25 protein-coding genes and 1 pseudogene are annotated in these 24,603 nt (G+C 44.3%); 8 read left to right on the forward strand and 18 right to left on the reverse strand.

Annotation, left to right across the window (positions count from 1 at the left end):
* Nucleotides 1-185: 185 nt before the first annotated feature.
* From ACRC32_RS08300 to ACRC32_RS08315, 4 genes and pseudogenes are all read right to left on the reverse strand, one after another.
* A complete protein-coding gene (locus ACRC32_RS08300; RefSeq protein ID WP_438553521.1) occupies nucleotides 186-428 on the reverse strand; it encodes a hypothetical protein in 243 nt (80 codons plus the stop codon).
* Nucleotides 429-492: 64 nt separating this feature from the next.
* Nucleotides 493-657 carry a hypothetical protein gene (locus tag ACRC32_RS08305; RefSeq protein ID WP_438553522.1) on the reverse strand — a complete coding sequence of 55 codons (165 nt, stop codon included), beginning with the start codon at nucleotides 655-657 and terminating at the stop codon, nucleotides 493-495.
* A 195-nt stretch (nucleotides 658-852) separates the two neighbouring features.
* Nucleotides 853-1,233, reverse strand: a pseudogene (gene arr / locus ACRC32_RS08310) (NAD(+)--rifampin ADP-ribosyltransferase); the annotation flags it as partial.
* Nucleotides 1,234-1,922: 689 nt separating this feature from the next.
* Nucleotides 1,923-2,525 (reverse strand): class I SAM-dependent methyltransferase, encoded by a 603-nt coding sequence (locus ACRC32_RS08315; protein ID WP_438553523.1) that lies wholly within the window; start codon nucleotides 2,523-2,525, stop codon nucleotides 1,923-1,925.
* 510 nt (nucleotides 2,526-3,035) lie between these two features.
* Here ACRC32_RS08315 and ACRC32_RS08320 point away from each other — a divergent pair.
* Nucleotides 3,036-3,944: an alpha/beta fold hydrolase gene (locus tag ACRC32_RS08320; RefSeq protein ID WP_438553524.1), complete on the forward strand. Its 909-nt coding sequence runs from the start codon at nucleotides 3,036-3,038 to the stop codon at nucleotides 3,942-3,944.
* Between the two features lie 66 nt (nucleotides 3,945-4,010).
* Here ACRC32_RS08320 and ACRC32_RS08325 read toward each other — a convergent pair whose 3' ends face one another.
* Genes ACRC32_RS08325 through ACRC32_RS08335 form a run of 3 tightly spaced genes read right to left on the reverse strand, consistent with a single transcriptional unit; the run spans nucleotide 4,011 to nucleotide 7,451 of the window.
* A complete protein-coding gene (locus tag ACRC32_RS08325; protein WP_438553525.1) occupies nucleotides 4,011-5,600 on the reverse strand; it encodes a hybrid sensor histidine kinase/response regulator in 1,590 nt (529 codons plus the stop codon).
* A gap of 41 nt (nucleotides 5,601-5,641) precedes the next feature.
* Nucleotides 5,642-6,010, reverse strand: coding sequence for a response regulator (locus ACRC32_RS08330; RefSeq protein ID WP_438553526.1), 369 nt, complete (start codon nucleotides 6,008-6,010; stop codon nucleotides 5,642-5,644).
* On the reverse strand, nucleotides 6,000-7,451 hold the full coding sequence (locus tag ACRC32_RS08335) for an ATPase domain-containing protein (protein ID WP_438553527.1): 1,452 nt from the start codon (nucleotides 7,449-7,451) through the stop codon (nucleotides 6,000-6,002). Before ACRC32_RS08335 ends, ACRC32_RS08330 begins: the two co-directional genes overlap by 11 nt.
* 689 nt (nucleotides 7,452-8,140) lie before the next feature.
* Between ACRC32_RS08335 and ACRC32_RS08340 the strand changes: the two genes are divergently transcribed.
* Nucleotides 8,141-9,112, forward strand: a complete 972-nt coding sequence (locus ACRC32_RS08340; RefSeq protein WP_438553528.1) for a CobW family GTP-binding protein — start codon at nucleotides 8,141-8,143, stop codon at nucleotides 9,110-9,112.
* On the opposite strand, the gene ACRC32_RS08345 is transcribed toward ACRC32_RS08340, so the two are convergent.
* A complete protein-coding gene (locus tag ACRC32_RS08345; RefSeq protein ID WP_438553529.1) occupies nucleotides 9,109-9,249 on the reverse strand; it encodes a hypothetical protein in 141 nt (46 codons plus the stop codon). The genes ACRC32_RS08340 and ACRC32_RS08345 overlap by 4 nt on opposite strands.
* Nucleotides 9,250-9,260: 11 nt before the next feature.
* Here ACRC32_RS08345 and ACRC32_RS08350 point away from each other — a divergent pair, with 11 nt between their 5' ends.
* Entirely contained in the window at nucleotides 9,261-10,328 is a 1,068-nt protein-coding gene (locus ACRC32_RS08350; RefSeq protein WP_438553530.1) for a WD40 repeat domain-containing protein, read from the forward strand.
* On the opposite strand, the gene ACRC32_RS08355 is transcribed toward ACRC32_RS08350, so the two are convergent.
* The gene (locus tag ACRC32_RS08355) at nucleotides 10,262-10,891 is read right to left on the reverse strand and encodes a DUF1802 family protein (RefSeq protein WP_438553531.1); all 630 of its coding nucleotides are present in this window, start codon (nucleotides 10,889-10,891) and stop codon (nucleotides 10,262-10,264) included. The genes ACRC32_RS08350 and ACRC32_RS08355 overlap by 67 nt on opposite strands.
* 488 nt (nucleotides 10,892-11,379) lie before the next feature.
* On the opposite strand from ACRC32_RS08355, the gene ACRC32_RS08360 reads away from it, so the two are divergent.
* Nucleotides 11,380-12,045, forward strand: coding sequence for a hypothetical protein (locus ACRC32_RS08360; RefSeq protein ID WP_438553532.1), 666 nt, complete (start codon nucleotides 11,380-11,382; stop codon nucleotides 12,043-12,045).
* An 85-nt stretch (nucleotides 12,046-12,130) separates the two neighbouring features.
* On the opposite strand, the gene ACRC32_RS08365 is transcribed toward ACRC32_RS08360, so the two are convergent.
* The 3 genes from ACRC32_RS08365 to ACRC32_RS08375 form a co-directional block, all read right to left on the reverse strand.
* A complete protein-coding gene (locus ACRC32_RS08365; RefSeq protein WP_438553533.1) occupies nucleotides 12,131-12,661 on the reverse strand; it encodes a hypothetical protein in 531 nt (176 codons plus the stop codon).
* 554 nt (nucleotides 12,662-13,215) lie between these two features.
* Nucleotides 13,216-13,542 (reverse strand): DUF2973 domain-containing protein, encoded by a 327-nt coding sequence (locus tag ACRC32_RS08370; RefSeq protein ID WP_039715833.1) that lies wholly within the window; start codon nucleotides 13,540-13,542, stop codon nucleotides 13,216-13,218.
* A gap of 189 nt (nucleotides 13,543-13,731) precedes the next feature.
* Entirely contained in the window at nucleotides 13,732-14,067 is a 336-nt protein-coding gene (locus ACRC32_RS08375; RefSeq protein WP_039715832.1) for a DUF2605 domain-containing protein, read from the reverse strand.
* A 277-nt stretch (nucleotides 14,068-14,344) separates the two neighbouring features.
* Here ACRC32_RS08375 and thrS point away from each other — a divergent pair, with 277 nt between their 5' ends.
* Complete coding sequence (thrS, locus tag ACRC32_RS08380) at nucleotides 14,345-16,201, forward strand: threonine--tRNA ligase (protein WP_438553534.1); 1,857 nt, start codon at nucleotides 14,345-14,347, stop codon at nucleotides 16,199-16,201.
* Between the two features lie 184 nt (nucleotides 16,202-16,385).
* Here the strand turns inward: thrS and ACRC32_RS08385 are convergent, their stop codons facing one another.
* Nucleotides 16,386-17,447 (reverse strand): RuBisCO accumulation factor 1, encoded by a 1,062-nt coding sequence (locus ACRC32_RS08385; protein ID WP_438553535.1) that lies wholly within the window; start codon nucleotides 17,445-17,447, stop codon nucleotides 16,386-16,388.
* A 266-nt stretch (nucleotides 17,448-17,713) separates the two neighbouring features.
* Between ACRC32_RS08385 and ubiE the strand changes: the two genes are divergently transcribed.
* Both ubiE and ACRC32_RS08395 read left to right on the forward strand, forming a co-directional pair.
* Entirely contained in the window at nucleotides 17,714-18,406 is a 693-nt protein-coding gene (gene ubiE / locus ACRC32_RS08390) for a bifunctional demethylmenaquinone methyltransferase/2-methoxy-6-polyprenyl-1,4-benzoquinol methylase UbiE (RefSeq protein WP_438553536.1), read from the forward strand.
* 180 nt (nucleotides 18,407-18,586) lie between these two features.
* On the forward strand, nucleotides 18,587-19,825 hold the full coding sequence (locus tag ACRC32_RS08395; RefSeq protein WP_438553537.1) for a DUF445 domain-containing protein: 1,239 nt from the start codon (nucleotides 18,587-18,589) through the stop codon (nucleotides 19,823-19,825).
* 29 nt (nucleotides 19,826-19,854) lie between these two features.
* Here the strand turns inward: ACRC32_RS08395 and ACRC32_RS08400 are convergent, their stop codons facing one another.
* Nucleotides 19,855-20,364 carry an allophycocyanin subunit beta gene (locus ACRC32_RS08400; RefSeq protein WP_438553538.1) on the reverse strand — a complete coding sequence of 170 codons (510 nt, stop codon included), beginning with the start codon at nucleotides 20,362-20,364 and terminating at the stop codon, nucleotides 19,855-19,857.
* Nucleotides 20,365-20,713: 349 nt separating this feature from the next.
* Here ACRC32_RS08400 and ACRC32_RS08405 point away from each other — a divergent pair, with 349 nt between their 5' ends.
* Nucleotides 20,714-21,397, forward strand: coding sequence for a hypothetical protein (locus ACRC32_RS08405; RefSeq protein ID WP_438553539.1), 684 nt, complete (start codon nucleotides 20,714-20,716; stop codon nucleotides 21,395-21,397).
* Nucleotides 21,398-21,539: 142 nt separating this feature from the next.
* Here the strand turns inward: ACRC32_RS08405 and ACRC32_RS08410 are convergent, their stop codons facing one another.
* The 4 genes from ACRC32_RS08410 to ACRC32_RS08425 all read right to left on the reverse strand — a co-directional run bounded on the left by ACRC32_RS08410 (nucleotide 21,540) and on the right by ACRC32_RS08425 (nucleotide 24,570).
* Nucleotides 21,540-22,913, reverse strand: coding sequence for a glutamine synthetase family protein (locus tag ACRC32_RS08410; protein ID WP_438553540.1), 1,374 nt, complete (start codon nucleotides 22,911-22,913; stop codon nucleotides 21,540-21,542).
* A gap of 183 nt (nucleotides 22,914-23,096) precedes the next feature.
* A complete protein-coding gene (locus ACRC32_RS08415) occupies nucleotides 23,097-23,210 on the reverse strand; it encodes an MGMT family protein (protein WP_199197710.1) in 114 nt (37 codons plus the stop codon).
* Between the two features lie 96 nt (nucleotides 23,211-23,306).
* Nucleotides 23,307-24,107 carry a PD-(D/E)XK nuclease family protein gene (locus ACRC32_RS08420; RefSeq protein ID WP_438553553.1) on the reverse strand — a complete coding sequence of 267 codons (801 nt, stop codon included), beginning with the start codon at nucleotides 24,105-24,107 and terminating at the stop codon, nucleotides 23,307-23,309.
* A gap of 31 nt (nucleotides 24,108-24,138) precedes the next feature.
* The gene (locus tag ACRC32_RS08425; protein WP_438553541.1) at nucleotides 24,139-24,570 is read right to left on the reverse strand and encodes a DUF6335 family protein; all 432 of its coding nucleotides are present in this window, start codon (nucleotides 24,568-24,570) and stop codon (nucleotides 24,139-24,141) included.
* Between the last annotated feature and the right edge of the window lie 33 nt (nucleotides 24,571-24,603).

Here is a 24,603-nt window from a genome sequence, read left to right on the forward strand (position 1 = left end):
ATGGTAACGCTGACAACATTAGCTTGTTTTGCCGTGTTTATGAGCTTTGGGATGACCACACAGAGGACAATGCATGTTTTTCTGAGTCTTCTACTAGATCTTGCTTTCACAAAGCCACACTTCCCTGTTGCACGATCAACCATTCGCTATCAACCATGTTCGCAAGTCTAGCAGCTAATTTGCTCTCAGTCTGCGTCAGGGCAATCTTCACCTTTACGTAAGATTTTGACAAAGTAGCCTGAAGCACGATCGAACAATACATCAAATTCGCTGTTTGGCATTCTCAAATCAATCGGAATCAATTGAGCGGGAAGTGCTTCCCGATCTCCACCACCTGCCAGTCCAATACCAGCACAAAGAATGACTGTAATCTCTCCGTTCCGGAAACAACCCAGAACTCTTGCTGGATAACGCCAGTATTTAGACATTTTTAGCAACAAATTGATACATAAACGACGAAATAATCATTGAAGCCAACAGGCAACTTCTAAACTATCGCCATAACCTATAAACAAAGCCAGCTAACGATGCCCATAAGTTATAACTCTCCCTGACAACTAAACCATCTTTCCAATAACCAATTGAGATCTGATTGCTTTTGTTATCAATGATTTGATCGCCATATCTGATAGTGACTGTACCGTCATCTTCAATCATCACAATATCCTCGGCATAGTATTTTTCCAGTGCAACTGAAGTTTGAAAAATTACAACTAGGTGATTAATGTCTTCTAGCTTGGATTGTAATTCTTCGAGGGTTATGGCAATAGACGTGTTGAGTTGAGTTGTTTAGATACTTCTCCAAGAAGTTCTATTATTTCAATGTTGGGCAGAACATTAGCACCTCAGAAATTAATTAATAATTTCTCCTTTGTTATTAGCCAACTTTTCACGCCATTTTTGGAGTTCCTCAGGTGTTTGTCTCTCCCAATCTGTCACTTCGCCAACGATTTTTAATGATGCTTGGGAGCGATATGAGCGTGTCGGATTGCCCGGAAATTTTTTGTCTGTAACATTCGGGTCATTTTCAAAACCCCCTGTCGGTTCAACGATATAAACACGCTCACGTCCATCGCCTTTTGCGAATGCAGCAGCTAGTCCCGCTCCATTAACAAGGGCTGTAAAATAAATGTGATTCATTTTGAGTTCAGATTTGTAATTAGAACTACCCCCTGCTGTCAGCAAACCGCCAACCGACAAATCTGCTTTCGTCCCATGATAAAAAGGACCTTTGTCAGAAGGTTTACCCTTAAACGAAGTTGCTAATTCATAATTCTTTTTCGCCTTGTCAGGGTCGCTTAAGTCCTCATAGCATTTAGCAATGTTTGAATATAGAGAAGGGAAAGCACTCTTAACAGAGTCGTTATTTATTTTTAATGCAAACTGCAAAGCCGTTTCGAGCCATTTTAATTTATCGAAAACATTTTTTTGATGTCGGGCTACATAATGAGCTGAAATAAATTTTTCAAAGTCGTATGTCGCTTCGTTCCAGGCTTGAAGAAATAGTTCATTTGCTTCTTCAGGTTTGCCTTTTTCTTCCATGCCCATACCTTGAAGACAAAGTTTAACAACATTGTTGCTTGGGTTGAATTCCATAATTATTTTGTCTCCTAATTATCGTAATATTGCCGTATTCTAGACAGTAAGTGGCGAGTTGTTAAGTATTGAAATATATAAAAAAATTGGCGACGGATTCAACTATGAACACAGCCTATCAAAACTTGCCAGTTATGCTTCAATCAAGAACTTACGATCACTTAGAGATCTCAACCCGCAGATACCTCCTCAGTACGCCCTCACCGACAACCAAAGCCACATAACGACCAAGCTCACCGGACGCAGATCACCTTGGCAACTCAACTGACCAATTTGATACGTTCCGGTGCAGCGACTTGTTATGCTGCCAGACATATCGACTATTTCTAATTCATAGGCTTATTACCAACTGCACAATAAATCGGATGATTGGGGTTCAATCCATTGAGAGTTCTTACATTTACAAATCCAGAAGATTGAAGTAAGTCTCTGACCATGTTGGGTTTCCACCGAGCGTAAAGCTCATCATCTTTATTACGGGCAGTAATCGCTACAGTTCCTTTTGGTTTTAACACGCGATATATCTCAGCTAAACCTTGAGTTGGCGGTTCCCAAAAGTAAATGCAGTTGATTGAGTAAATAATGTCAAAGGAATTGTCCTCAAACGGCAATGCCATCACGTTACCAAGTCGAAGGATCACACGACCAGACTTAACAGCTTTTCGGTTTCGTTTTTGAGCAGCTTCTAGCATGGTTTCAGAATGGTCAATACCGTAAATCTGCCCATGCGTTGCTATCTTCGCAGCCTCAGCGATCGCTAACCCTGTCCCAAAACCAACTTCAAGCACTTTGCTCGTTTCGCCAATATCCAGTAATGAGACAGTCCAATGATTATCCTCTCGGTTATAGATATCCATCAAATAGCCGACTATTCTACCGACTATCCCCGTTGGCTTTCCAGGTTGTGCCCGTAATCCACTTTGTGTCATAGCAGAGAGTCTCTAGCTTTTAGTTCAACACCAGCTTAACGTTGAACCCCAACAGATCACTTTTCAACTACGCCCCAACCGATAACCTAAGCGGGATAACTATTTATTATACGGAAAGTTTCCATATAATTTTTTTCTAGATCGAGATATATCAAGCATTACAGCTACTTCCTGTCGGAATATATGGAAAATTTCTTTTTTTATCCTTATTAGGGTAGTTATACCGAATTCTTCCGTATAACTACCCTTCATGAGAGGATTATATGGAATTTTTCCGTATATTCCTTGGTGTTATACAGAATTTTTCCGTAGAACATCCGATCGCGAGTCTTAAACGGAATTTTTCTGTATAAATAGTGTTTTAAGTGAACCCGCCTCTACAAGTTCTTGTATTCAAAAAAAATTTGCCGAAATGTAAAAATGAGTCGCATTCACTCCTCATTTCCGACTCCCTACTCCCGACTCCCGATAAAATAGAAGTGTTGAGAATCATTTTTAATATTTTGTCTTATGGCTATTGCTTCAACCGATCTTGCTGCTACCAAGCCAACTAGTGTGATGGGTGGGGAGGTGCGCGAATTTCCCTGGTCTTGGCAAGGGCAATCCCTCAAGTTGGTCTACGAAACTTTAGGACAAGGAACGCCCGTTCTACTCTTACCTGCCTTTAGTACCGTTTCTACGAGAGGAGAAATGGCGCAACTGGCGAAGTTATTATCTGTGCATTTTCAAGCTGTAGCGATCGATTGGCTGGGTTTTGGTGCGTCGTCTCGCCTTCCCCTCGATTATCGCCCTGAGTTATATCAGCAGTTGTTGAAAGATTTTGTTAATAGTACGTTTGAAACTCCGATTATTGTTATCGCTGCTGGTCATGCTGCTGGTTACGCCATGCAACTTGCTGCTACTCAACCGCAAGCTTTCTCTAAAATTGTCTTAGTTGCACCCACTTGGCGAGGACCCTTAACAATAATGGGTGTTAACAAACAGGTAGCTGGTACGGTCAGACAAGCCGTGCGATCGCCCGTTCTCGGTCAGGCTTTGTATAAGATGAATACCACACCTGGCTTTTTGCGCTACATGTACGGTAGCCATGTTTATGCAGACAAGACAAAGCTTACAGACGATTTCATTCAACAAAAATGGGAAATTACCCAGCAACCAGGGGCGCGATTTGCTCCAGCTGCTTTCGTGACTGGGAATTTAGATCCAGTGCAACAGCGCCAAGATTTTCTCAATTGGTTTCAAGGATCTATACCCGTGTTGGTTGTGATTGGGGAACAGTCACCACCCAAGTCACGGGCAGAAATGGAGGCTTTGGCAACTGTACCAGGAGTCCAAACAAAGACGCTACCAGGTTCGCTAGGCTTGTATGAAGAGTATGCCACCGAACTCGCAGAAGTCGTTTTAGCTTTTCTACTTTAGCTGTGGCAGAGGGCAGATAGATTAAGAAAAGTCAATGTACTACAAGTTCGTGGAGCCAAAGCTTTTTCATCTGCTCCCTGCTCCCTGCTCCCTGCTCCCTGCCAAATTCATTGGCAGAGTAACTGTAAATGTAGTACCAACTCCCTCTTCACTCTCAACCGCGATCGCGCCTTGATGCAATTCTACCGCTTGCTTAACGACTGCTAGCCCCAATCCAGTCCCAGGAATACCACCGACATTGCTGGCGCGATGAAACGATTCAAACAGCCTTTGTAGATCCTTGGCAGGAATTCCAATTCCTTCGTCTTTGACACGAAAAATCGCCTCGTTTTCTTGACAAGTAAGTTCAAGCGTGATGATTCCACCTTGGGGTGAATATTTAATTGCATTTGAGAGTAAATTGGTCAATATTTGCTGTAAAAGCTTTTTATCCACTTTGGCGGTGAAACGTTTGCCTGGAGATACAAGTGCGATCGCGTGTGCTTCTTTAGCTGTCAGCTGCATTTCTGCTACCAACTGACGACAAAATGCTTCTAATTCTAGCTCAATTGGATTAAACTCTAATTTGCCAACTTCGGCGCGACCAAGCGTAAGTACATCATCTAACAGTTCGATCAACCGATTGACTGCGGCTTGCTGACGTTGGAGCAATTCTTGTTTTTTCGGCTCGGATAGTTTGTTATTGCTGCGAACCAGCAGTTGAGCTGTACCAGAAATCAAATTCAGTGGGTTGCGAAACTCATGCGAAACCATTGAAACAAACTGAGATTTCAATTCGTTCAATTCGCGTTCTTTTTCTAAAGCATGACGCATTTCTGCTTCTGCTTGTTTGCGTTGGGTAATGTCGAGGACAAAAGCAACACAACTTAAGCGGGGAGAGCTTTCTACCACAGTAACTCCAATCAACACCGGCACCCGACTGCCATCAGCGCGAATATATTCTTTCTCAAAAGCAGTGCAAACACCCGTATCTCTCAACTGCTCGATCGAATAGCGATCGCGATCGCGATACTCTGGTGGAGTCATATCATCCCAACGGATCTGTCCCAGTTCTAAGTCTTCGCGGGTATAACCTAGCATTGTTAAAAAAGCATCATTGGCATCTGTAATGTTCCCCTCTATATCAGCAGCGATCGCCCCAATTAAATTAGAGTTAATTAAGCGCTGAAACTGGATTTCGCTTTGTTGCTGGGCAGCGATCGCTCGTTCTTCTCCCGCCTCGGCTTGCTGACGGGCAATCATTTGTTGTTGAAGTTGCTGATTTGCGGTTTGTAGTTGCAGTGACAGTTGGCGCGATCGCAGTAAAATTTCTACCCGTGCCTGTAACTCTATTTTTTCAATCGGTTTGGAAATTAAGTCGTCGATACTTTGCCATAAATGCCGAGTCGCGTATCCTACATCCTGACGCGCAGTTACCAGTAAAAAGGGTAAAAAGACTGGTTTTTCGGCAGTTTTTTTCGCTTGTACCCATTCCCAAAAATGATCTAATGCTCTAGCATCGAGGATACATAGGTCAAAGGGTTGCGAATCTAAATCTGCTGGCTCAGTTACCTTTGCTGCCACTTCCGGTAAAATGACTGAATAACGAGGTGCTAGCCACTCCGATAACAGACGACGGTTTTCTTGGTGTTCGAGCAGCAGTAGAATTCGACCCATAGTTAATAGTTAATGGTTAATAGTTAATCGTAAATTCATCACTATTTCTGTAGCAAATTGCGAATTAAATGTAATAGGTTTTGAGCAACCAGTGGTTTGATTAGGAAGCCGAGTGCGCCACAAGCCAGACACGCCTGCTGCATCCCCGCTTGATGAGGTGCTGCGATCGCGATGAAGGGGATGGCTTTCTCTTGTAACCGTTGGCACAAAGACCAAATTTGGCGATCGAACCCAGAAATATCTAACAACACTAATTCGATCTTCTTTGTATTTTCTAACACGGACTCGATTTCTGCCTGACTTGCCGCGCTAAGAACTTGATATCCCTGTTTCGCTAAAAACTGAGCTAACAATTCTGAATTACGACGGTTGCGATCTACACTCAGTATAATTGGCTTTTCATCGCTCACCGTTTTTATCGATCCATTCGGGATTACCGCTCAGAATGCTGCGTAAATGAGTTAAGGGTTGCCCAACCTTGATTCCGTAACGAGTGACTTCTAGCTCTCGCAGCGTTTTTTCAAAACTAGACAACCGTTTCTTGAGTACGCCAATTGCTTTGCGGATCTCGCCTTTGATCTCCAAATAACGCAGAAAAATAATATTATCTGCCATGTAGCTGATGCCTATTTCCGTTGCCCGAAAGTTGCCCGTAATGCTTTCGGTTTCATTCACTAAAATCACCGTCACCCCCATATTTTGCAAATACTTACAAAGAGCGTGCAAGTGAGTCACTAAATCCTCATCCCGACCGCGCAGGGAAATTCGATAACCAGAAACGCTGTCAATCATGACGATCCGAGCCTTTTTCTGCTCTACTTCCTGCTGCACCATATTGGCAAATTCATCGGGACTGTGGAGGAGTGGTTCGATCGGGATGACAGAAAGTGTTTGTCGCTGCATCATGGCATAAACTGGAATATTGATGGCTTCGCAACGATGCAGCATGACATCAATTGCTTCCTCGAACATATAAACAACCGATCGCTCTCCCCGTCCTGCGGCTTCTTTCATAAATTGGAGTCCGATGGTGGTCTTGCCAACTCCAGTTGGACCCGTGAACAGCGTCACCGTTCCCCGCTCTATCCCACCACGCATCAATTCGTCTAAGTCCGGTACTCCTGAAGGAATAACCTCTAGCTTAAATTCTTGTTTATGGACTTCAGGCTGGAGGCGAGGAAAGACTTCCATACCTCTGTCAGTCAAGCGCATAAAATGCAAGCCAGGTCGAAAGTCAGAGCCGCGAAACTTGGTGACGCTAATGCTGCGTCCCTCCAAGCTTTGTTGTAGGTGAATTACTCCGTCGCTCATAAACTGTAGATCGTCATCTGGTGCGGAGCCGCCATCTTCAGAAGAAAATAGTACCGTTGCGCCTTTCTCTGATAAAAACCGCAAAAACGACAACACTTGTTTGCGGAACTGAAATGTATCGCTAGATAAATAGCGAAATTGAGTCATCGCATCTAAAAATACCCGCTGCGGTTGCAGCGATCGCACCTGTTCTACAATTTGTTGCGTCATCGGTTCTCGTTCGACTTCCGCCGCCGAGAAAATATCGTAAGTCTGGACTTGGCTAAAAAAGTCTGATGTTGGGCTGAGGTCGAGGAAGGTAATTCCTTGGGTATTCAATCCTATGCACTCAGCATTGGTGCAAATTTGAGCTGCCGATTCTCCTAGAGTGATATATAGTGCCTTTTCGCCCTTGGTAACGCCTTCAGCCAAGAAACTGAGTCCAAGTGTCGTCTTGCCTGCGCCCGATCCTCCTCGCACTAGATAAGCTCGCACTGGAATTAATCCACCATACAGCACTTCGTCCAAGCCCGAAACGCCCGTGGACATACGCTCACTCATCGCTCAAGTCCTTCAAATCAGTACCAATCATTTTCTGTATTTTTTAAATTTGATTTTCTAGGTTATAATTTTAATTCGTTTTTTGAGAGTTTAAACTTTATAATTAATTACCAACAATAAAATCTTAGATTTAACTTCTGTTGTCAATCTTGTTTGAGATGGAGACTTATGACCATCGCACGAAATACTTTAACATAAAGAAGAAAAATAGTAACTAAATTTCGTTATTCACTATAGTAGGAGCGTAGGGTGGGCAATGCCCACCAGACAATAAAACTATCTTTGATTTAAGAGGATTTAATCTTTTTGGCGATCGAATAATATGTAAGTTAACGATTGACTTAATTAATTGTTTGAACGACTTGGAGCAAAATTATATTTATTGTTCGATTTCAAGTCCTAAATCGCTTTATTAACCTTATCTTTGTTGGATTGTTTTTAAAAACAATTATTGCCTAGATTTCTATAATTATTTGAATTCATGGTGGGCAATGCCCACCCTACGGCGGTATCCTTGTCTCTATTTGCTGGCGAGATTCAAGTCGCCTGCCCAAATTTAATTTTAAGTCGCCGTAGCGCAGGCTGCTACTCGCTCCAGTAATTAAGGCGCAAATTGTAGTGCGCGTCAGACTGTAAAATTGTCTAAGAATGGTTATCATTCTAATTATGTAAGGTAAACAAATTGAGCTATGGTAACTACAGCAGCAAATCATGTAGTCCCCGTTACCGTACTGACGGGCTATCTCGGATCGGGTAAGACAACCCTACTCAATCGCATTCTGACCTACGAACACGGTAAGAAAGTAGCTGTAATTGTCAATGAGTTTGGGGAAGTAGGAATCGATAACCAATTGGTGATTGATGCAGACGAAGAAATCTTTGAGATGAATAATGGTTGCATCTGCTGTACCGTGCGCGGTGACTTAATTCGGATTATTGGTAATTTAATGCGGCGGCGCGATAAATTTGACCATTTGGTAATTGAGACCACTGGGTTAGCCGATCCTGCGCCCGTGATTCAGACATTCTTTGTCGATGAAGATATGCAAACCCAGCTATCTTTAGATGCAGTCGTAACACTGGTAGATGCCAAGCACATTTGGCAGCACTGGGAAGCAGATGAAGCCCAAGAACAGATTGCTTTTGCCGACGTGATATTGCTCAATAAGATCGATCTAGTATCAGCAGCAGAGTTAGCAGAATTGGAACGGCGAATTCGTGGCATGAATGCGATCGCCAAAATCTACCACACCCGTAACTCTGAATTGGGTATGGATGCACTCTTAGGCGTGCAAGCCTTCGATCTCAAACGCGCCCTAGAGATCGATCCAAACTTTTTGGGTGAAGATGCCCACGATCACGATGAAACTGTAGGTTCCATTGCCATTGTCGAACCAGGGACTCTCGATATGCAAAAGTTGAACGATTGGCTGTCTTACTTATTGCAAACGCAGGGACCCGATATCTTTCGCATGAAAGGTATTTTAAATATTGCTGGAGACGACCACCGCTACGTATTTCAGGGAGTACACATGCTATTTGACGGTACGCGCGATCGCCCCTGGAAATCTGACGACGAAAGAAACAACGAATTAGTATTCATCGGTCGCAATTTAGATGCAGACAAGCTAAAAGAAGATTTTCGGGCTTGTTTGATTTAAGTGAGTCGGGAGTCGGGAGTTGTGAGTCGGGAGTCGTGAGTCGGGAGTCGGGAGTCGTGAGTCGGGAGTCGTGACAAATAAGCAACAACCAACAACCAACAACCAACAACCAACAACCAACAACTACCAACTACCAATTTCCTAAATTATGAAATTTTCCACGATCGGCAACCAACTATTTGAACTCCAGACACGTACAACTCTGGAGGATTACGTTACTGCGATCGCCTGGTCGATTGACGGTCAAATCGTTGCTAGCGATGCGGCAGGAGGGGTGACACTGTGGGATGGGGAAACACTCGTTCCTCTACAGACAAATAGTGGTACATCAGTTGATTGCCTTACTTTCTCCCACGACGGGCAATTTTTAGCTACAGGAGGACAGGACGGACGAGTAAAGATTTGGCGCTGGCGCGATCGCCAATTAATTATTACTTTGGAAAATGCTCCTGCTTGGGTGGATAAGTTGGCTTGGAATCCCAGAAGTAACCAACTAGCTTTTAGTTTGGGGCGCTACGTCCAAGTGTGGGATGCAAATACAGAGGAGATTGTTGTTACTCTCAATTTTGAGAATTCTTCTGTATTAGGAATAGACTGGCATCCAGATGGACAGTATTTGGCGATCGCGGGATATCAGGGGGCAAAGGTTTGGGATGCAACAGATTGGGATGACGATCCGTACGTTATAGATATACCATCGGCAAGTCTGGCGATCGCTTGGTCAACTGATGGCAAGTACATCGCCTCTGGTAACATGGATCGGACGATTACAGTTTTAGAATGGGGCAATCCCCATCCTTGGGTGATGCGGGGCTTTCCTGGTAAGATTCGTCATCTAGCTTGGTCGAACATTAAATCACAACAAGATGCACCTTTACTTGCTTCTGCCAGCGTTGAAGGGATTGTGGTATGGGAAAAATTAGAGGATGAAAATTTAGGCTGGGATAGTAAGATATTGCAGCGACATACGGATACTGTGCAGGCGATCGCCTTTCAACCTGGTAGCCTACTTCTAGCTTCGGCGGCGGCTGATGGTTGGCTGTGTTTGTGGCAAAAAGCCAAACGTGTCGCGCAATTAATCGACGATGCAACTGATGGGTTATCCTGCTTAGCTTGGCATCCCCAAGGGCAAAAATTAGTAGCAGGGAGTCAAACAGGAGAATTGTTGCTGTGGTCGAAAGCTTCGCGAGGAACTGGATTTGGTCGCGGTAAATAGTCGATCGCATTCCGAATTTCTGAAACTTTTTGCTCGTAGGCGACATCATCTAACACTGGTGTAGCAGCCTCAAGATCGATCGCTTCATTTAATTCGATCCACGATCTGCAACCGCCATATTCAGCACGATAGGAAATTTGACGCGATCGTGGTAACTTATAAGCCCGCAAAAGTAAGACATACACGGGTTGACGGGGTTTCCATTGGAGGCGATCGCGAATAAATTTTTCGTTCCAAACATGAAACGGTAGCAAAGCATTCACAATTGTCTCGTCTAACACTGGCACAATATCAGTAATCTTTGCCCAACTGCCAATTTTAATTGTCTCAGGATGCCAACCAGATGCTACTGGGGTCACTTGCGCAGCATACTCAGGCTTGAGTAATTCGGGCTGTTGGTGTTCGTAAGTGGGGTAAAGCAAAACCTCGTCGCGATCGACTTGAAATTGTCCGCCACTTTCACGGATACCACCTTTACGCAATAGTAAGATCGTTTCGCCCCGTTCGATCGCGTTAACAGCAACCGCCCATTCCTTGAGTGCGTGAATCGTGGTTAGTAACATTGGTAAATCTCTATAACTTCCCCTCTCTAATAATTACCACTTCTATTGTGTTGCTGCCATCAATTCAAACAATAATTTGCTAAACAATAATTCGACTAGGTTAAGTGACGATAAGTTCCTGAAAAAATAGTCTAATTAAGTATTCTCATAACCTGCGATCGCATTCACTGATGCGGTCTTTTTTTTGTTGTGCAATAGCATAGTACTTCTCTCAATCGCCATCCCAGTAATGGTTCGATCGAGGTGAGTGGCGATCGATAGCACAGCTAAATAAAACTACTATATAACTTTAAAGTAATTTTTAAAACCATCGGGAACTAAATCAAACACAGCAACGTTTTTCGATGATTTTCTTACTCAATTATTTAAGCAAATTGGCTGATTTGAAATCATAATTATCGTCGTCAGCACTGAAATTTCTTTGTTAGTATTGCCAAGACAGTTACAAAGTTATTGACTGTAACACCACAGCAAGTGAGGAAATAAAAATGGGCGGAAATATAACTAAGAAAAGCTTGAATACAAAACTTTTTAGCTTACTTGGAATTGCTGGTGCTAGCGCTTTACTCGGTTTACCAGCGTTTGCTCTACCTAATTTCTCCGATGAAAATACCAGACAGTTTTTAGCTCAGTCTACTTCTAGCCCTAATAGTGGCAGCGGTTCTTCTACTGGTACAGAAATGTCACCAGGTAGTAGCACAACTCCAGGAAGCAGCACGACTCCAGGCAGCAGCACCACTCCAGGAACTACCACTTATCCTGGCAGCACGACTCCAGGTAGCAGCACGACTCCAGGTAGCAGCACGACTCCAGGTAGCAGCACGACTCCAGGTAGCAGCACCACTCCAGGTAGCAGCACGACTCCAGGCAGCACGACTCCAGGTAGCAGCACGACTCCAGGCAGCAGCACGACTCCAGGTAGCAGCACCACTCCAGGGACTACCACTTATCCTGGTACTGGTTCTGATTCCAATGGCACTACGACTCCTTCTAACTCTGGTAGCGACACGATGACTCCAGGAAGCAGCACGACTCCAAGCGGTAGCATGACTAGCCCTGATAGTTCTAGTGATTCGGAGATGACTCCTAGCAGCAAGCCCAGTGGCTCTAAGAAAACTCCATCTCAAAGTGGTTCTCAGACAACCCCACGATAAAACACTAGCGGTTAGCGGTTAGTCAATAAGTATTTAATTCCGAATTCCGTAGCTTGCTTTCCTGCAGGGGGATTCCGAATTCTACCTAACCGCTAGCCCCATTTGCCAAAATTCTCTGGGCGCGGCGTGCTTCTGCATCCGTGCCTTCTACGATGACTAAATACTCTTGTGGGAAAGAGCGATCGCTTTCTGCATTTGTACTTACTGTCAGTCTGTCAGCGCAGTTTAAGGTTGAGATCGCACCACCACAAGCCAATCCAATCCCCGTACCGAATAAAGTCGCAGCTAAAGTGGTTCCTACCGTGCCAACAGCTAACGCTGGAGCAACTCCTGGCACCAGTAAAATACCAATACTTGCTAAACAACCACCAATCGCGCCGACTGTGCTACCGACAATCATGGCACAGGGCGATTTTTCTGTTTGTTCTGTTGCGAGTGCGCCAGCTTGAGTTCTCTGAATTGCCGCTCTTAAATCTGCCAATAATTCTGCTTCTTTACTGGCTACAGAAATATGACTAATAGGAAAACCCGCACAATATAATTTGGCAAATGCTTGTTCTGCTTCCTGACGAGTTGTAAATGTACCAACGGTGCATCTATGTTTTACTAAAACCATCTGCTCCTCCTCTAAATCCGCTTTGTTCGATAGTTATTAACTGTTGTTTAGCCACCATTACTCAGTCATACAGGCAACATTACCAGTTGCACCTACTTAGAGTTAGGCTTATTTTTCGTTTTTATATCTTGCTAAAAACAACTTAGATCGAACAAAGTAGTCGAGAGCAGAATTGAAATATAATGATAAGCTTTATCGCTAAGTTCTGCGAAATTTCAATTTTGGAGTTAAGAAATATTAAGGTGTCTGAGCTGCGATTGAAACTAAGTAGAAATATCTAATTCCTCAAATTATTTCATGCATCAAAGTTAAGGATAAAAATGTTTCTTATGCAAAATATCTGCGATCGCATGAAAAGTCAAAAATCAAAAGTCAGAAGTCAAAACTGACTGCTTGCCACTATTCACTCCTCACTCCTCACTCCTCAATGACCATAAAAAAACTCCATTTATCACGGAGCACTTTGCCCTGGATAAATAGGAGTTGATGTATATAGTTAAAGTTTGTAGTTAAAAAGTTTTTACTTGATGTAAAGCAGACAGATTTGATTCAAATTATGCTTCTTCCTCCTTGCTTTCGCTACTACAACCAGGAGAAGCCTCATAAAGTGCGTCTAATTGGGCGCGGGCATCTTCAACATCAATAGACCGCATCACTAACAGAGGTTCTCCGATAGGGTTGCCAGCTGCGTCTAGTAATTCAGGGTGAGGTACGGAGCGATTTGAGATATAGGGAAGATTTCCTCTATTTTGCACGGGCGAGCGCGGTGCGGCAAACGTGCGATCGCGCTCGAAACTGAACATAATTAAGTTGCGAATTAGATTGCTTACAGCTATCAACGCTAGGATAGTAAAAGCAAGGATGTAAAGTAAGTGTAACATCGAGTTTTTTCTCCAAGCCAGCCAGTCTATACAGTTTTTTGCGAGTTTTTACGAACTTTTACCGCTTTGCTAAAGGCATTGACCGTTATCTCTAGCATCACAGAATTTGCTTCGATAGACAATCGTCTACTCAGAATATTTCAGTCAAGCATGTATGTTACAAGGAACACTTTATTTAAATAAAATTCTTTAAAATTCTACCTCTGGCTGTGTTGCCTGCTCCGACCGGAAGCGAATTGCCACTTTCCAACATTCTGTCACTAATTGATGCCAGGGTACGAGCGTTGCCATGTCAATGCCCACTTGTCCCCCAGTTGCCTGAAACATGAGCTGTGCCGTACTTACCTCCTGCTGGGCTTGCTTGACTCTTGCCAACAATTCAGATTGCTGTTGCGGTTCTAAAAATGAAACTTTCTCATTTTCCAAAAACGTTTGCGATCGCCCGAACCAATACTTAAAATCTTCAAGTAGCGGTTGGAGTAAAGTTTTTAGCAACTCAGGTTCTGGCAAGTTTTGATTAAGCATGAATGAAAAGCAGATTACTAACCTACCATTAATATTAACTTAGTTCAAGATTCTTTACATTCTGTCATTAGAAGTAACTGGGAGCAGGGAGCAGGGAGCAGGGAGCAGGGAGCAGGGAGCAGGGAGCAGGGAGCTGAGGGAGGAAGAGCAACTGTCAACTGTCAACTACCAACTACCAACTACCAATTACTAATTACCACTCCCGACTCTCGACTCCTTACAATAGAAGGCAAACAGTATTGGTTTACAGTCTCATCAACATAGTTTTGTAAGTAAAATGTCTAGTTCAGAATCCCATTGTCAACCGGAACAGCAGGAACAAGCACCGCAGGAAAAAATTTATCTCCCTCGCACCAGTGAATCAGAGATATTGCAGAAGATTCGCCACACTAGCTCTCATGTCATGGCGATGGCGGTGCAAAAGTTATTTCCTAAAGCACAGGTGACTATTGGACCCTGGATTGAGAATGGATTTTACTACGATTTTGACAATCCCGAACCGTTTACAGAAAAAGATCTCAAAGCCATCCAGAAAGAGATGGTGAAGATTATCAATCGTAAATTGCCTGTCATTAGGGAAGAAGTCAGCCGCGAGGAAGCCGAACAGAGGATTAAGGCAATTAAAGAGCCGTATAAACTAGAAATCCTGGCAGATATTAAGCAGGAACCAATTACAATCTACCATTTGGGGGATGAATGGTGGGACTTGTGTGCTGGACCCCATCTTAACAACACGGCAGAGTTGCAACCCAAAGCAATTGAGTTAGAAAGCGTTGCTGGGGCATACTGGCGCGGTGATGAAACCAAGGCGCAGCTACAACGAATTTACGGCACGGCTTGGGAATCAGAACAGCAATTAGCTGAGTACAAGCGTCGTAAGGAAGAAGCCCTCAGACGCGACCATCGCCGCTTAGGTAAGGAACTAGGACTATTTATCTTTAGCGATGAGGTGGGACCGGGTTTACCCCTGTGGACTCCCAAAGGGACGCTGTTACGCAGTCTTTTAGAAGACTTTCTCAAACAAGAACAGCTCAAACGCGGCTATCTTCCTGTCGTATCGCCTCACATTGCCAGAGTCGATTTATTTAAAACTTCCGGTCACTGGCAGAAATATAAAGAGGATATGTTTCCATTGATGGCAGAGAATGAGGAAGCAGCAGCCCACGAATTGGGTTTCGTTCTCAAGCCGATGAACTGCCCGTTTCACATCCAAATTTACAAGAGCGAATTACGTTCTTATCGCGAATTACCGATGCGGTTGGCAGAGTTTGGGACTGTATACCGTTACGAACAATCGGGCGAATTAGGAGGTTTGACGCGGGTACGTGGTTTTACGGTAGATGATTCTCACCTATTCGTGACTCCAGAACAACTCGACAGCGAATTTCTCAATGTGGTGGATTTGATTCTGTCGGTATTTAACAAATTGCAACTGAAAAATTTCAAAGCAAGACTGAGTTTCCGCGATCCGGCTTCGGATAAGTACATTGGTTCTGACGAGGCGTGGTCAAAAGCTGAAGGCGCAATTCGTCGCGCTGTCGAAAAGCTAGAAATGAATCACTTTGAAGGAATTGGGGAAGCAGCATTCTACGGTCCCAAACTCGATTTTATTTTCCAAGATGCTTTGGAACGAGAATGGCAGTTAGGTACGGTACAGGTTGATTACAACTTACCCGAACGCTTTGACCTGGAATATGTTGCAGAGGATGGCACGCGCCAGCGCCCAGTGATGATTCACCGCGCTCCATTTGGCTCGTTAGAACGGTTAATTGGGATTTTAATTGAAGAGTATGCGGGAGACTTTCCCTTGTGGCTAGCACCCATCCAAGCTCGATTAATGCCCGTCAGCGATGCCCAATTGATGTTTGCTAAAGAAGTCGCAGACAAGATGCGATCGCTCAACATGCGCGTAGAAGTCGATACCAGTGGCGATCGCTTGCCGAAAATGATCCGCAATGCTGAAAAGGCAAAAATTCCCGTCATGGCAGTTGTAGGGGCGAAAGAAGTGGAGTCCGATAGCCTGAGTCTCCGCGTTCGTACTGCTGGTAAACCATCGGCAGATCTCGGCACGATCTCTGTCCCTGCGGTGTTGGAAAGAATGCAAAAGGCGATCGCCAACTACGCTAATTTCTAATCCTGAGTATTACGCCCCCATTAAAAAGCGGTAACGACACACCGTCAGCCTCGATCCCCCAACCCCCTTAAAAAGGGGGCTTTAAATTCCTTCCCTTTCCGCCTTAAAAAGGGGGCTTTAAATTCCCCCCTTTTTAAGGGGGGCTAGGGTGGATCGAGATCTGCAACTTCAAGCGCGTAACTCTTTACTCGTCAATCTGCCAAGAATCTTTGGTTAACTCTTCATCAATAATGTGCTTGGGACGCACGACAACGACAATTTTCCCCAGTAACTTGACATCTGGTTGAGTTTCAAACCAACCAAAGTCAACTTCTCCAGAGGCATCATAGACAAAATAACTATTGACATCCCATTCTCTAGCGTGACGGTCGGCAATGATTAGAACTGGTTCCGATGCTGTAGCTGATTGATTGGGGAGGCGATCGCTTTGACACAAAATTGCGATCGGATCTTCAGCACTGCGGACTGTTTGCCAACCTGGTAAGGCAACCCAAGCCTGTTCCCCAGCAAACTTGACAATCTGAAACGGCTCTACTGCTTCTACGATGGGTACAGCTTGAACTTCAGCCGATTTTAACGGCATTTCCCCAACAACTGGAATTAATCTCGGTAAATGATCTTCGGAATCTGGACGATAAAAAGGTATAGTTGGAGCCGGACGCTTGGGAACGACAGTAAAATCGACAAGCAACTGTTCGATTTTTTGTCTTGCCGTATCCGAATCTGCAAATCTTAGCCCCTTAGCAATTAATCGCGATCGCTCTTGTAAATCTGATTTTTGTCGTGCCAGTCGCCAACACTGATAAGCAATTGCATCCCCCGCATGATTAGCAAATCCTTCGGGTAAGCTACGCAGGCGAGAAAATTCTTTCATATCTCGCGCCACTTCCTTAGCCATATCCGCATCCAAGTTGTGAGCCAAGATAAATTCTGCTGCTGCTACTCGTTCTGCATTATTGAGCAACCGCAGTTCGTACAAAATATCGCTGCCTTTTTGAGTAAAGCGCGATCGCACTGCCTCAGAAGCATTTGTTTTTTCTAAAGAAGCATAAACCTGCGCGCCTACAATCACCTGATTTTGTTGCACTGGTTCAAATCCCGTCGCTTCAAAGATCTGCTGTGGTGTTTGCCCTGCTTTTTGCAACTGGGCGATCGCCTGACCCCATTCCACCCAACTACCTTGTTTTTGCCGCAGGGATGTCAGCGTGGCTTCGATGTCGAGTTGATTGGAGGGCGATTCAGTCATGATGAGGAGTGAGGAGCGAGGAGTGAGGAGCGAGGGAACAAAACGTTTATTATCCGTTGTTTGATTATATATGTAAGAGTTTTATTAGATTGACGTATTTAAAATTTCTTGCAGTGTCAATGTTTGCTCAGTTAGAACCAGCCTTATCCTAATTTAGAGGATAGTAACTAGCTTTTACTCCCTCTTGTCCTCCTTGTCTCCTTGTCCCAATTTTGAATTTTGAATTTTATCCCCTTACTCCTCACTCCTCACTCCTCACCCCTCATATGGAAGTTCAACAAATATTCGATCGCATTGCCCCAGTTTACGATCGCTTAAATGACTTGCTGAGTTTAGGTCAGCACCGCATTTGGAAGCAAATGACAGTTAAGTGGAGCCAAGCGAGCTTGGGGGATACCTGTGTCGATCTATGTTGTGGTAGTGGCGATTTAGCGCTGCGCCTTGCCCGTCAAGTAGGAGCTAACGGACGGGTATACGGGGTAGATTTTTCATCGCAACTGCTGGCGATCGCCCAACAACGCAGCCAAAGCCAGTATCCCCAACCCCCGATTTCTTGGGTAGAAGCAGATGTACTGAATTTACCTTTTGCCGATGATTATTTTGATGCTGCAACGATGGGCTATGGACTGCGTAACGTTATCGATATTCCTTGTTGCTTAAAAGAACTGCATCGAGTTCTCAAACCTGGTGCTAAAGCGGCAATTTTAGACTTTCATCGCCCGGAAAATTCTCAATTTAGAGCTTTTCAACAATGGTACTTAGATAATCTCGTCGTTCCCGCCGCGCGTCACTTCGATCTCACGGAAGAATACGCTTATATCAGCCCCAGTTTAGATCGATTTCCTTCAGGTAAAGCACAAGTTCAACTCTCGCGAGAAGTAGGGTTTGCAACAGCCACTCACTACCCAATTGCCAACGGTATGATGGGGATATTGGTCTTAACTAAGGGATTGAGTTAAGAATTCAGAATTCGGAATTCGGAATTCTGAATTCGGAATTAAAATACGCACTACACTCTTTCCCGACTCCTGTACGGGCGGGTTTTGACCGAGAATTCATTGCCTCAGTTGCTATCTACTTGCTAAACCCGCCCCTACAACTCCCCATTTCCCACTCCCTAACTTCCCTCCCCTGCTTGTATGGATTGGTCTCATTTCTGGGTTTATGTTAGTCCGCCGATCGCGGGAGCAATTATTGGCTATTTCACGAACGATTTAGCCATTAAAATGCTGTTTCGTCCCTACCGAGCGCGTTATTTTGCCGGAAGACAATTACCTTTTACTCCTGGCTTAATTCCTCGCAACCAAGAACGCTTGGCAAAGCGGGTGTCGGACACGATCATGGGTTCTCTACTGACACCAGAGGAATTGCAGAAGTTGACGCGACGATTGCTGCAACCGGAGCGAGTGCGAGGAGGGATAGAATGGCTGTTAAGACTGGCGATCGAACAAGTTCGTACTGATAGAGATCAAAGAGCAACCAAAATTCTGGCGGGAATTTTACGCGATTTGGTTGGGGAATCTTTACCGCGTTTGTTTAAGGTGTTGTTGCGACGAGAAGAGTTTTTAGGCACTCAACTCAATCAAATTTTTGACCAAGTCTTACTTGAGTTTCAACTCAGCGACGAGCAAGCGGGGAGGTTAGCTGATTGGTTGCTGCAAGTCGTTCTTCCACCAGACGCAATTCGCCAGTTAGTCATCGATCTTTTAACCGATCGCACAATTCAAATTATTGATGAGAGTTTTCGTGAAAAAACTAGCGGTACGTATTGGGTAGTTGCTAATTTATTTGGTTTGCGTAACACTTTGGCGCGCCTGCGAACGTTTTGTTTGGACGAAAGAGAAATGACGAATGCGCGGATTAAGGAGTTACTTCAAGAGCTTCAAGTCCGCGAGCGCCTTAAAGTTTGGCTGAAAAGTTTATCGTTGCAAAATTTACCTGTTTCTACTGTAAAGCAATTACGCAATACAATTCGGGAAACCGCGATCGGCTATTCTCAAACTCACGGTCCAGAGTTTATTCAAGGATTTAGCGATTCGATTGATTGGGAAAATACCGCTAGCGTGCTGCTCAATCGTTTGCGTAACTCTCCTGCTTTCAGTTCTTCTCTAACCGCGATCGGTCAAGAGTTATCCTCAATTTTGGAGCGTTATTTAGAGCAAGATTTAGAAAATTTGGTGGCACAGGCAATTCCAATTCTATCGATCGACCAGGTGATTATCGATCGCGTCAAATCTACCTCTCCCGCCGAATTAGAAGCTGCGATCGAAGGAATTGTCAAAAATGAGTTACAGGCAATTGTTAACTTAGGTGGTGTTCTCGGTTTTATCGTGGGACTATTTCAAGCCGGATTGTTATTTTTCCAACAAATTCAGTAGGGTGGGCATTGCCTGCCCACCACACTTTGCTAAATCTCCGTTTCGCTAATCTCACGCACGACGTAATCGAATGGTTCATCGACAAACGTAGCGTTAGTCATTCCAGCCGTCACTAGCTTTTCTTTGACTATATTTTTCATCAGCTGGATACTTCGAGCAGTGGGACCTAAAGGGATTCTTAGAGAGTTGAAAGTATCTCGCAAACCAGCCAGCAATCGTTCGTCTAAGACGCTAGCATCTCCAGCCACGATCGCATAGCTACAATATCGCAAGAAGTAGTTCATATCTCGCACGTACATATTGTAGCGGCGTGTTGTGTAAGCATTGCCACCTGGACTAACTAGCTCTGGGTATTCTTGGAATAATAAACTGACTGCTGTTTTGACAATCTCAGCTGCATTGGAACCAATAATACCTGCTACCTGTACCCGTTTCTCACCATCAGCTAGAAACTCTTTCAGAGTTTCAACAACCTCGCGATTTAAAGAACTGCCTGTTAGATCGCAATTCTTGGCTACGCTTGTTAATTTATCTTGCATTAGATTCCTCTCCGAAACGTTTATATTAAAACAACTATTCCGCTGGAAACCTGAAGCTAAAAGAGTTATATATCGTTCTACAAATTGGGTCTTAGGATTGAGTCTACCATAACGATCTGCTCTAACTATTTTGCATAGATTCCGATCCCCCCTAGCCCCCCTTAATAAGGGGGGCTAGGGGGGATCTTCACACGAAGTAGTCATGAAGAATCGGTATAACTATAATGAGATTATTGGTATTCATCTGTAGCGTAGTTGCATAGTTACTCTCTACAAATTTATGCCATCTGCTCAAAATGACTTGGCAGAGATAGGCTTGAGGTAGCACGATCGCAGGAGTTGGTTGAGGATGATATCTCAAGCAGAAAATGGTACTTCAATTCTGGAGCGGACAAAAGATTGGGTAGCTGCGGCTGGCGATACTTTTAGCCATACGATCGCGCGGATAACTACTACAACTCAAGATGCTGCTGGTAGTTTAGCAGATAAGGCGATCGCACCGATTGCCTCCACGCAGGTGACATTGTTTCAGAGTTGGTTAGAAGCGCATCCAACCGTAGAGCGATCGCTACAAGTTCTGAATTGGGCAATAGATCGCCCTATTATAAGTGTAATTATACTGTTATTTCTCCTCGCGATTGCCTGGAGTTTCATTAAATCCATCGGACGCTTATTTGAAAAGTTCTGTTTGTCAGTATTACAAATGCCACTGAAATTAGGGTATTTTTTAATTCAAATGAGCTGGCGATCGCTGCATAAATTATTCGCTCGATTTAGCCTAAAACCTACTCGAAGAAACATGCATCAAACGCACGTCATAGCGGCATCAAACGTGCACATAAATTATACCAAGCAACACCAGCGACTATTAGAAATTTCTGCTAAGTTAGCCCTGCTTAATCAAGAGCAAAACGAGTTGATGCGGGAAGCTCTATCAATTCTTAGCTCAAATCAAATTGCTACAGAAGATATTCCCAAAGATTTTCAGCCTGAAGTCTTTTCTAATATTGATAAAAGCATATTTCAAAGTTAGTAAAGTGAGCATTGCCCACTCTACTTTTACATAAAACCACCCCTACAAATACACGATTGAGACTTCGGCAAATCTTTGTGGTGAACCCGCCGCTACAAAGACATGAATTTTGACTTTTAACTTTCAACTTTTGACTTTTAAATTAATATCTTTCCAATAACAACTTTACTTCTTCTTTCAACGTCCAATCTTTCATGGCTTCCCACTCGGCTAGACGGACGGCAATGTATGCTTGAGCGAGTTCTTTGCCTAAAGCATCGAGGAGAACTTTATCGGTTTGGAGATGCGCGATCGCCTCACCTAAATTTGTTGGTAGGGCATCAATTCCCTTCGCTTCTCGTTCCGATTGTGACATAGATCCTGGGTCAACTGCGATCGCCTCTCCTGATTCGAGTTGACGACGCACGCCGTCCAATCCAGCGGTGATGACTGCGCCTAGAGCAATGTAGGGATTGGCAGAAGCATCAACAGTTTTGATTTCTATCTGCGTCGGACTGGGACTTGCCGGATTGCTGGGGACTCGAATCGCGGCTTCGCGGTTGTCGTATCCCCAAGCGCGAAAAGCCCCACTCCAAGAGTGAGGGCGAATGCGACGATAGGAGTTGATACTAGGGGTAGTCAGTGCCATCAAGGCGGGTAAATGCTCCAAAATGCCAGCAATAAAAGCACGGGCAATTTTTGAGATTCCAGGCGCGTTCCCAGTGTCGGAAATGAGATTTTTACCATCTTGCCAGAGACTCAGGTGCAGGTGACAACCACTACCCGCTTGTTCGGCAAAGATTTTTGGTAGAAACGAGGCTTTGAGTTTGTGGCGCAATGCTACTGCACGCACGGTTTCCCGAAAAGCAATTTGGTAATCTGCTGCTGACAAAGCGCGGGTGTAACGCACCGAAATTTCATGTTGTCCGCCACCAGATTCAGGATGATACTGTTCTACAGGGATATTTTGGGCGAGGAGGGCTTCAGCAATTTCGTTAATAACTGCTAAATTAGCATCCATCGCGAAAGTAGAAGCAAAGACCGTGCGATCGCCTGGTTCTACTCCCAATCCATTCTCAGATGGATGAAGTAGATAAAATTCATTTTCAAACGCTGCCATCACCTCTATTCCTGCTTCCTGCGCCGCCGCGATCGCTCGTTTCAAAAAGTCTCGCGGACAGTAAGCCCAAGGACTGCCATCTTGCATCATATCGCCAATCGCGCGAGCGTGACCTGTAGAATAAGGCAGTACGCTCAAGGTATTCCAATCTGGGATTAAGCGAATTTCACCTACAGGACTCAACCCCGTTTCCGCCACTACCGCGTCGTGCATCACGGGAATTGCTTGCTGTGCCGCACTGATGCCGACTCCATAATCCACTAGCTGAGATAACGCGCCGATGTGTATTGCTTTGCCACGAATGATATTGGCATTATCGCACCAGAGAATGCGAATAAATTGTACCCTACTTGCCTGTAAGGTTTTATAAATCGTGTCTTGCATCATGGCGCTTCCTGCATTGCCGTGGAAATTCATTTTTGAGGTTCCGTATACTGTTGCTTTGAATACCTTTGCTCTAACTCCAGTAGTGCTTGCTTGCAGGTAATTTCCCAGCGATCGCCTCTAAACTACCTGTAGGAACTACCCGAATGACAGGTAGTTTAGGAGGGCAATTGAGTTAGTCGCACAGGCACGGACAACGGCGCGGATGGCAGTTGGCTACCCGATACTGCGGGTAATATCGCTGTATGTTACGGTCGTACCAATGGGAATGGTTTGTAGCGCCTGCCAAACTTGCAGTTGAAATGCAGTAGCTTTGACATCATAAGGCAAATCGGGTAAGAGCGAACGACCGCTGAGATAATTTGTTAAAGATTCTATCTTTGACGTATTCGTGCATCGGCTAGTTGTAATAGATGGCGTTAAATCTCAACCAAGAGAAACTTCTGGAATATCTGCTAGATCGGGCAACCAATTTTGACGGCTAGCTGCTGAATCGTCGCGATCGCGCTGGCAACGAGTGGCAAATTGACAATATTCGCAGTTGTTATTTCCTTCTGGGATTTGCGGAAATGGTTCGCCTAGTTCGTAGCATTTCAACCAATAGGTAAATCTATGTAATAACTGCTGTAATTCTTTAGCTGTTTTTTCGTGTTTGGCTTGACTGTAGGTAAATTTAATTTGTTGTAACGATTTTGGCTGCGCTACTTCTAGAGAAGATGGGACATACCAATAAGTCATCGAAATCTGTTCTGGCAGGTAATCGCTGGTTTCGGCTAAGACATATAAATATAGCCTTGTCTGCCAATTCTTTTCGAGCTGAGCTTTTTTTGGTAATTTGGGGTTTGTCTTCCAGTCGAAAATTTGGGCTTGGCGATCGTCTGCGATTAATAAATCGTAAATAACCGATAATAAATAATCTTGCACTTGCAGCGTGCGGTAATGTTCGCTTTCGCGAAAAATCTGACGATTTGCATCTAGATTTAAAATTTCTGGTGCAGCAGTCGCAAAGGCATTTATCCAGTGTTGTAACTGTATGTCTTCCTGCACTAAAGATTCAATTGGCAAGCCCAATTCTCGCTGTTGCATCAGCAAGTGAAATCGACTTCCCCAAGCTTGTCTTTCTTGTTGTTCCGATGTCGTAGGCGAACCGAATAGATCTAAATAGGTATGTTGAAATTGACGCGGGCAACGTTCTAGCAAGTTGAGTTGTCCTTGAGATAGACGCATCATAGTGCGATCGCTGACGATTTGATTCAAATTATTCTCCGTGTTCCCGATAATCTTCTGACGATTCAGGGTTGAGTTCCCAGCGTTCGAGATCGCGTTGCTGCAAATTTTTCCAAGTTTCTACTGGCTGTCCGTCTATTGAGGTAATCCCCATTGAATGCAACAGATTCTCAGTCACGCTTTGATCGGGGGTGGGATTGTCTCCCCCAACTGCTTCTTCGCCGACAACCTCGGCTTGATACCAATCATCGTCAAGATCGCCGCCTGTCACATCTTCAGCATAGAGCGTCGGATTTTTCAACCGTTTCAGAATCGTACCGATTTCAGCGTCGCGATCGCTCAATTCCTCGAAAACTATGTCGATATTGTCCGTACCAATGAGATCTGCTAATAACAACTCTTCATTTTCAACTGATGGCTTTGATGAAGGGTTGACTGCATCAGAAGGATTTGTACCTGCCATAAGACTCGCTCCTTGCAGCCTAGATAAGAGATG

Origin of the sequence: Chroococcidiopsis sp. (genome assembly GCF_051657925.1) — a bacterium.
Classification (GTDB): Bacteria; Cyanobacteriota; Cyanobacteriia; order Cyanobacteriales; family Chroococcidiopsidaceae; genus Chroococcidiopsis.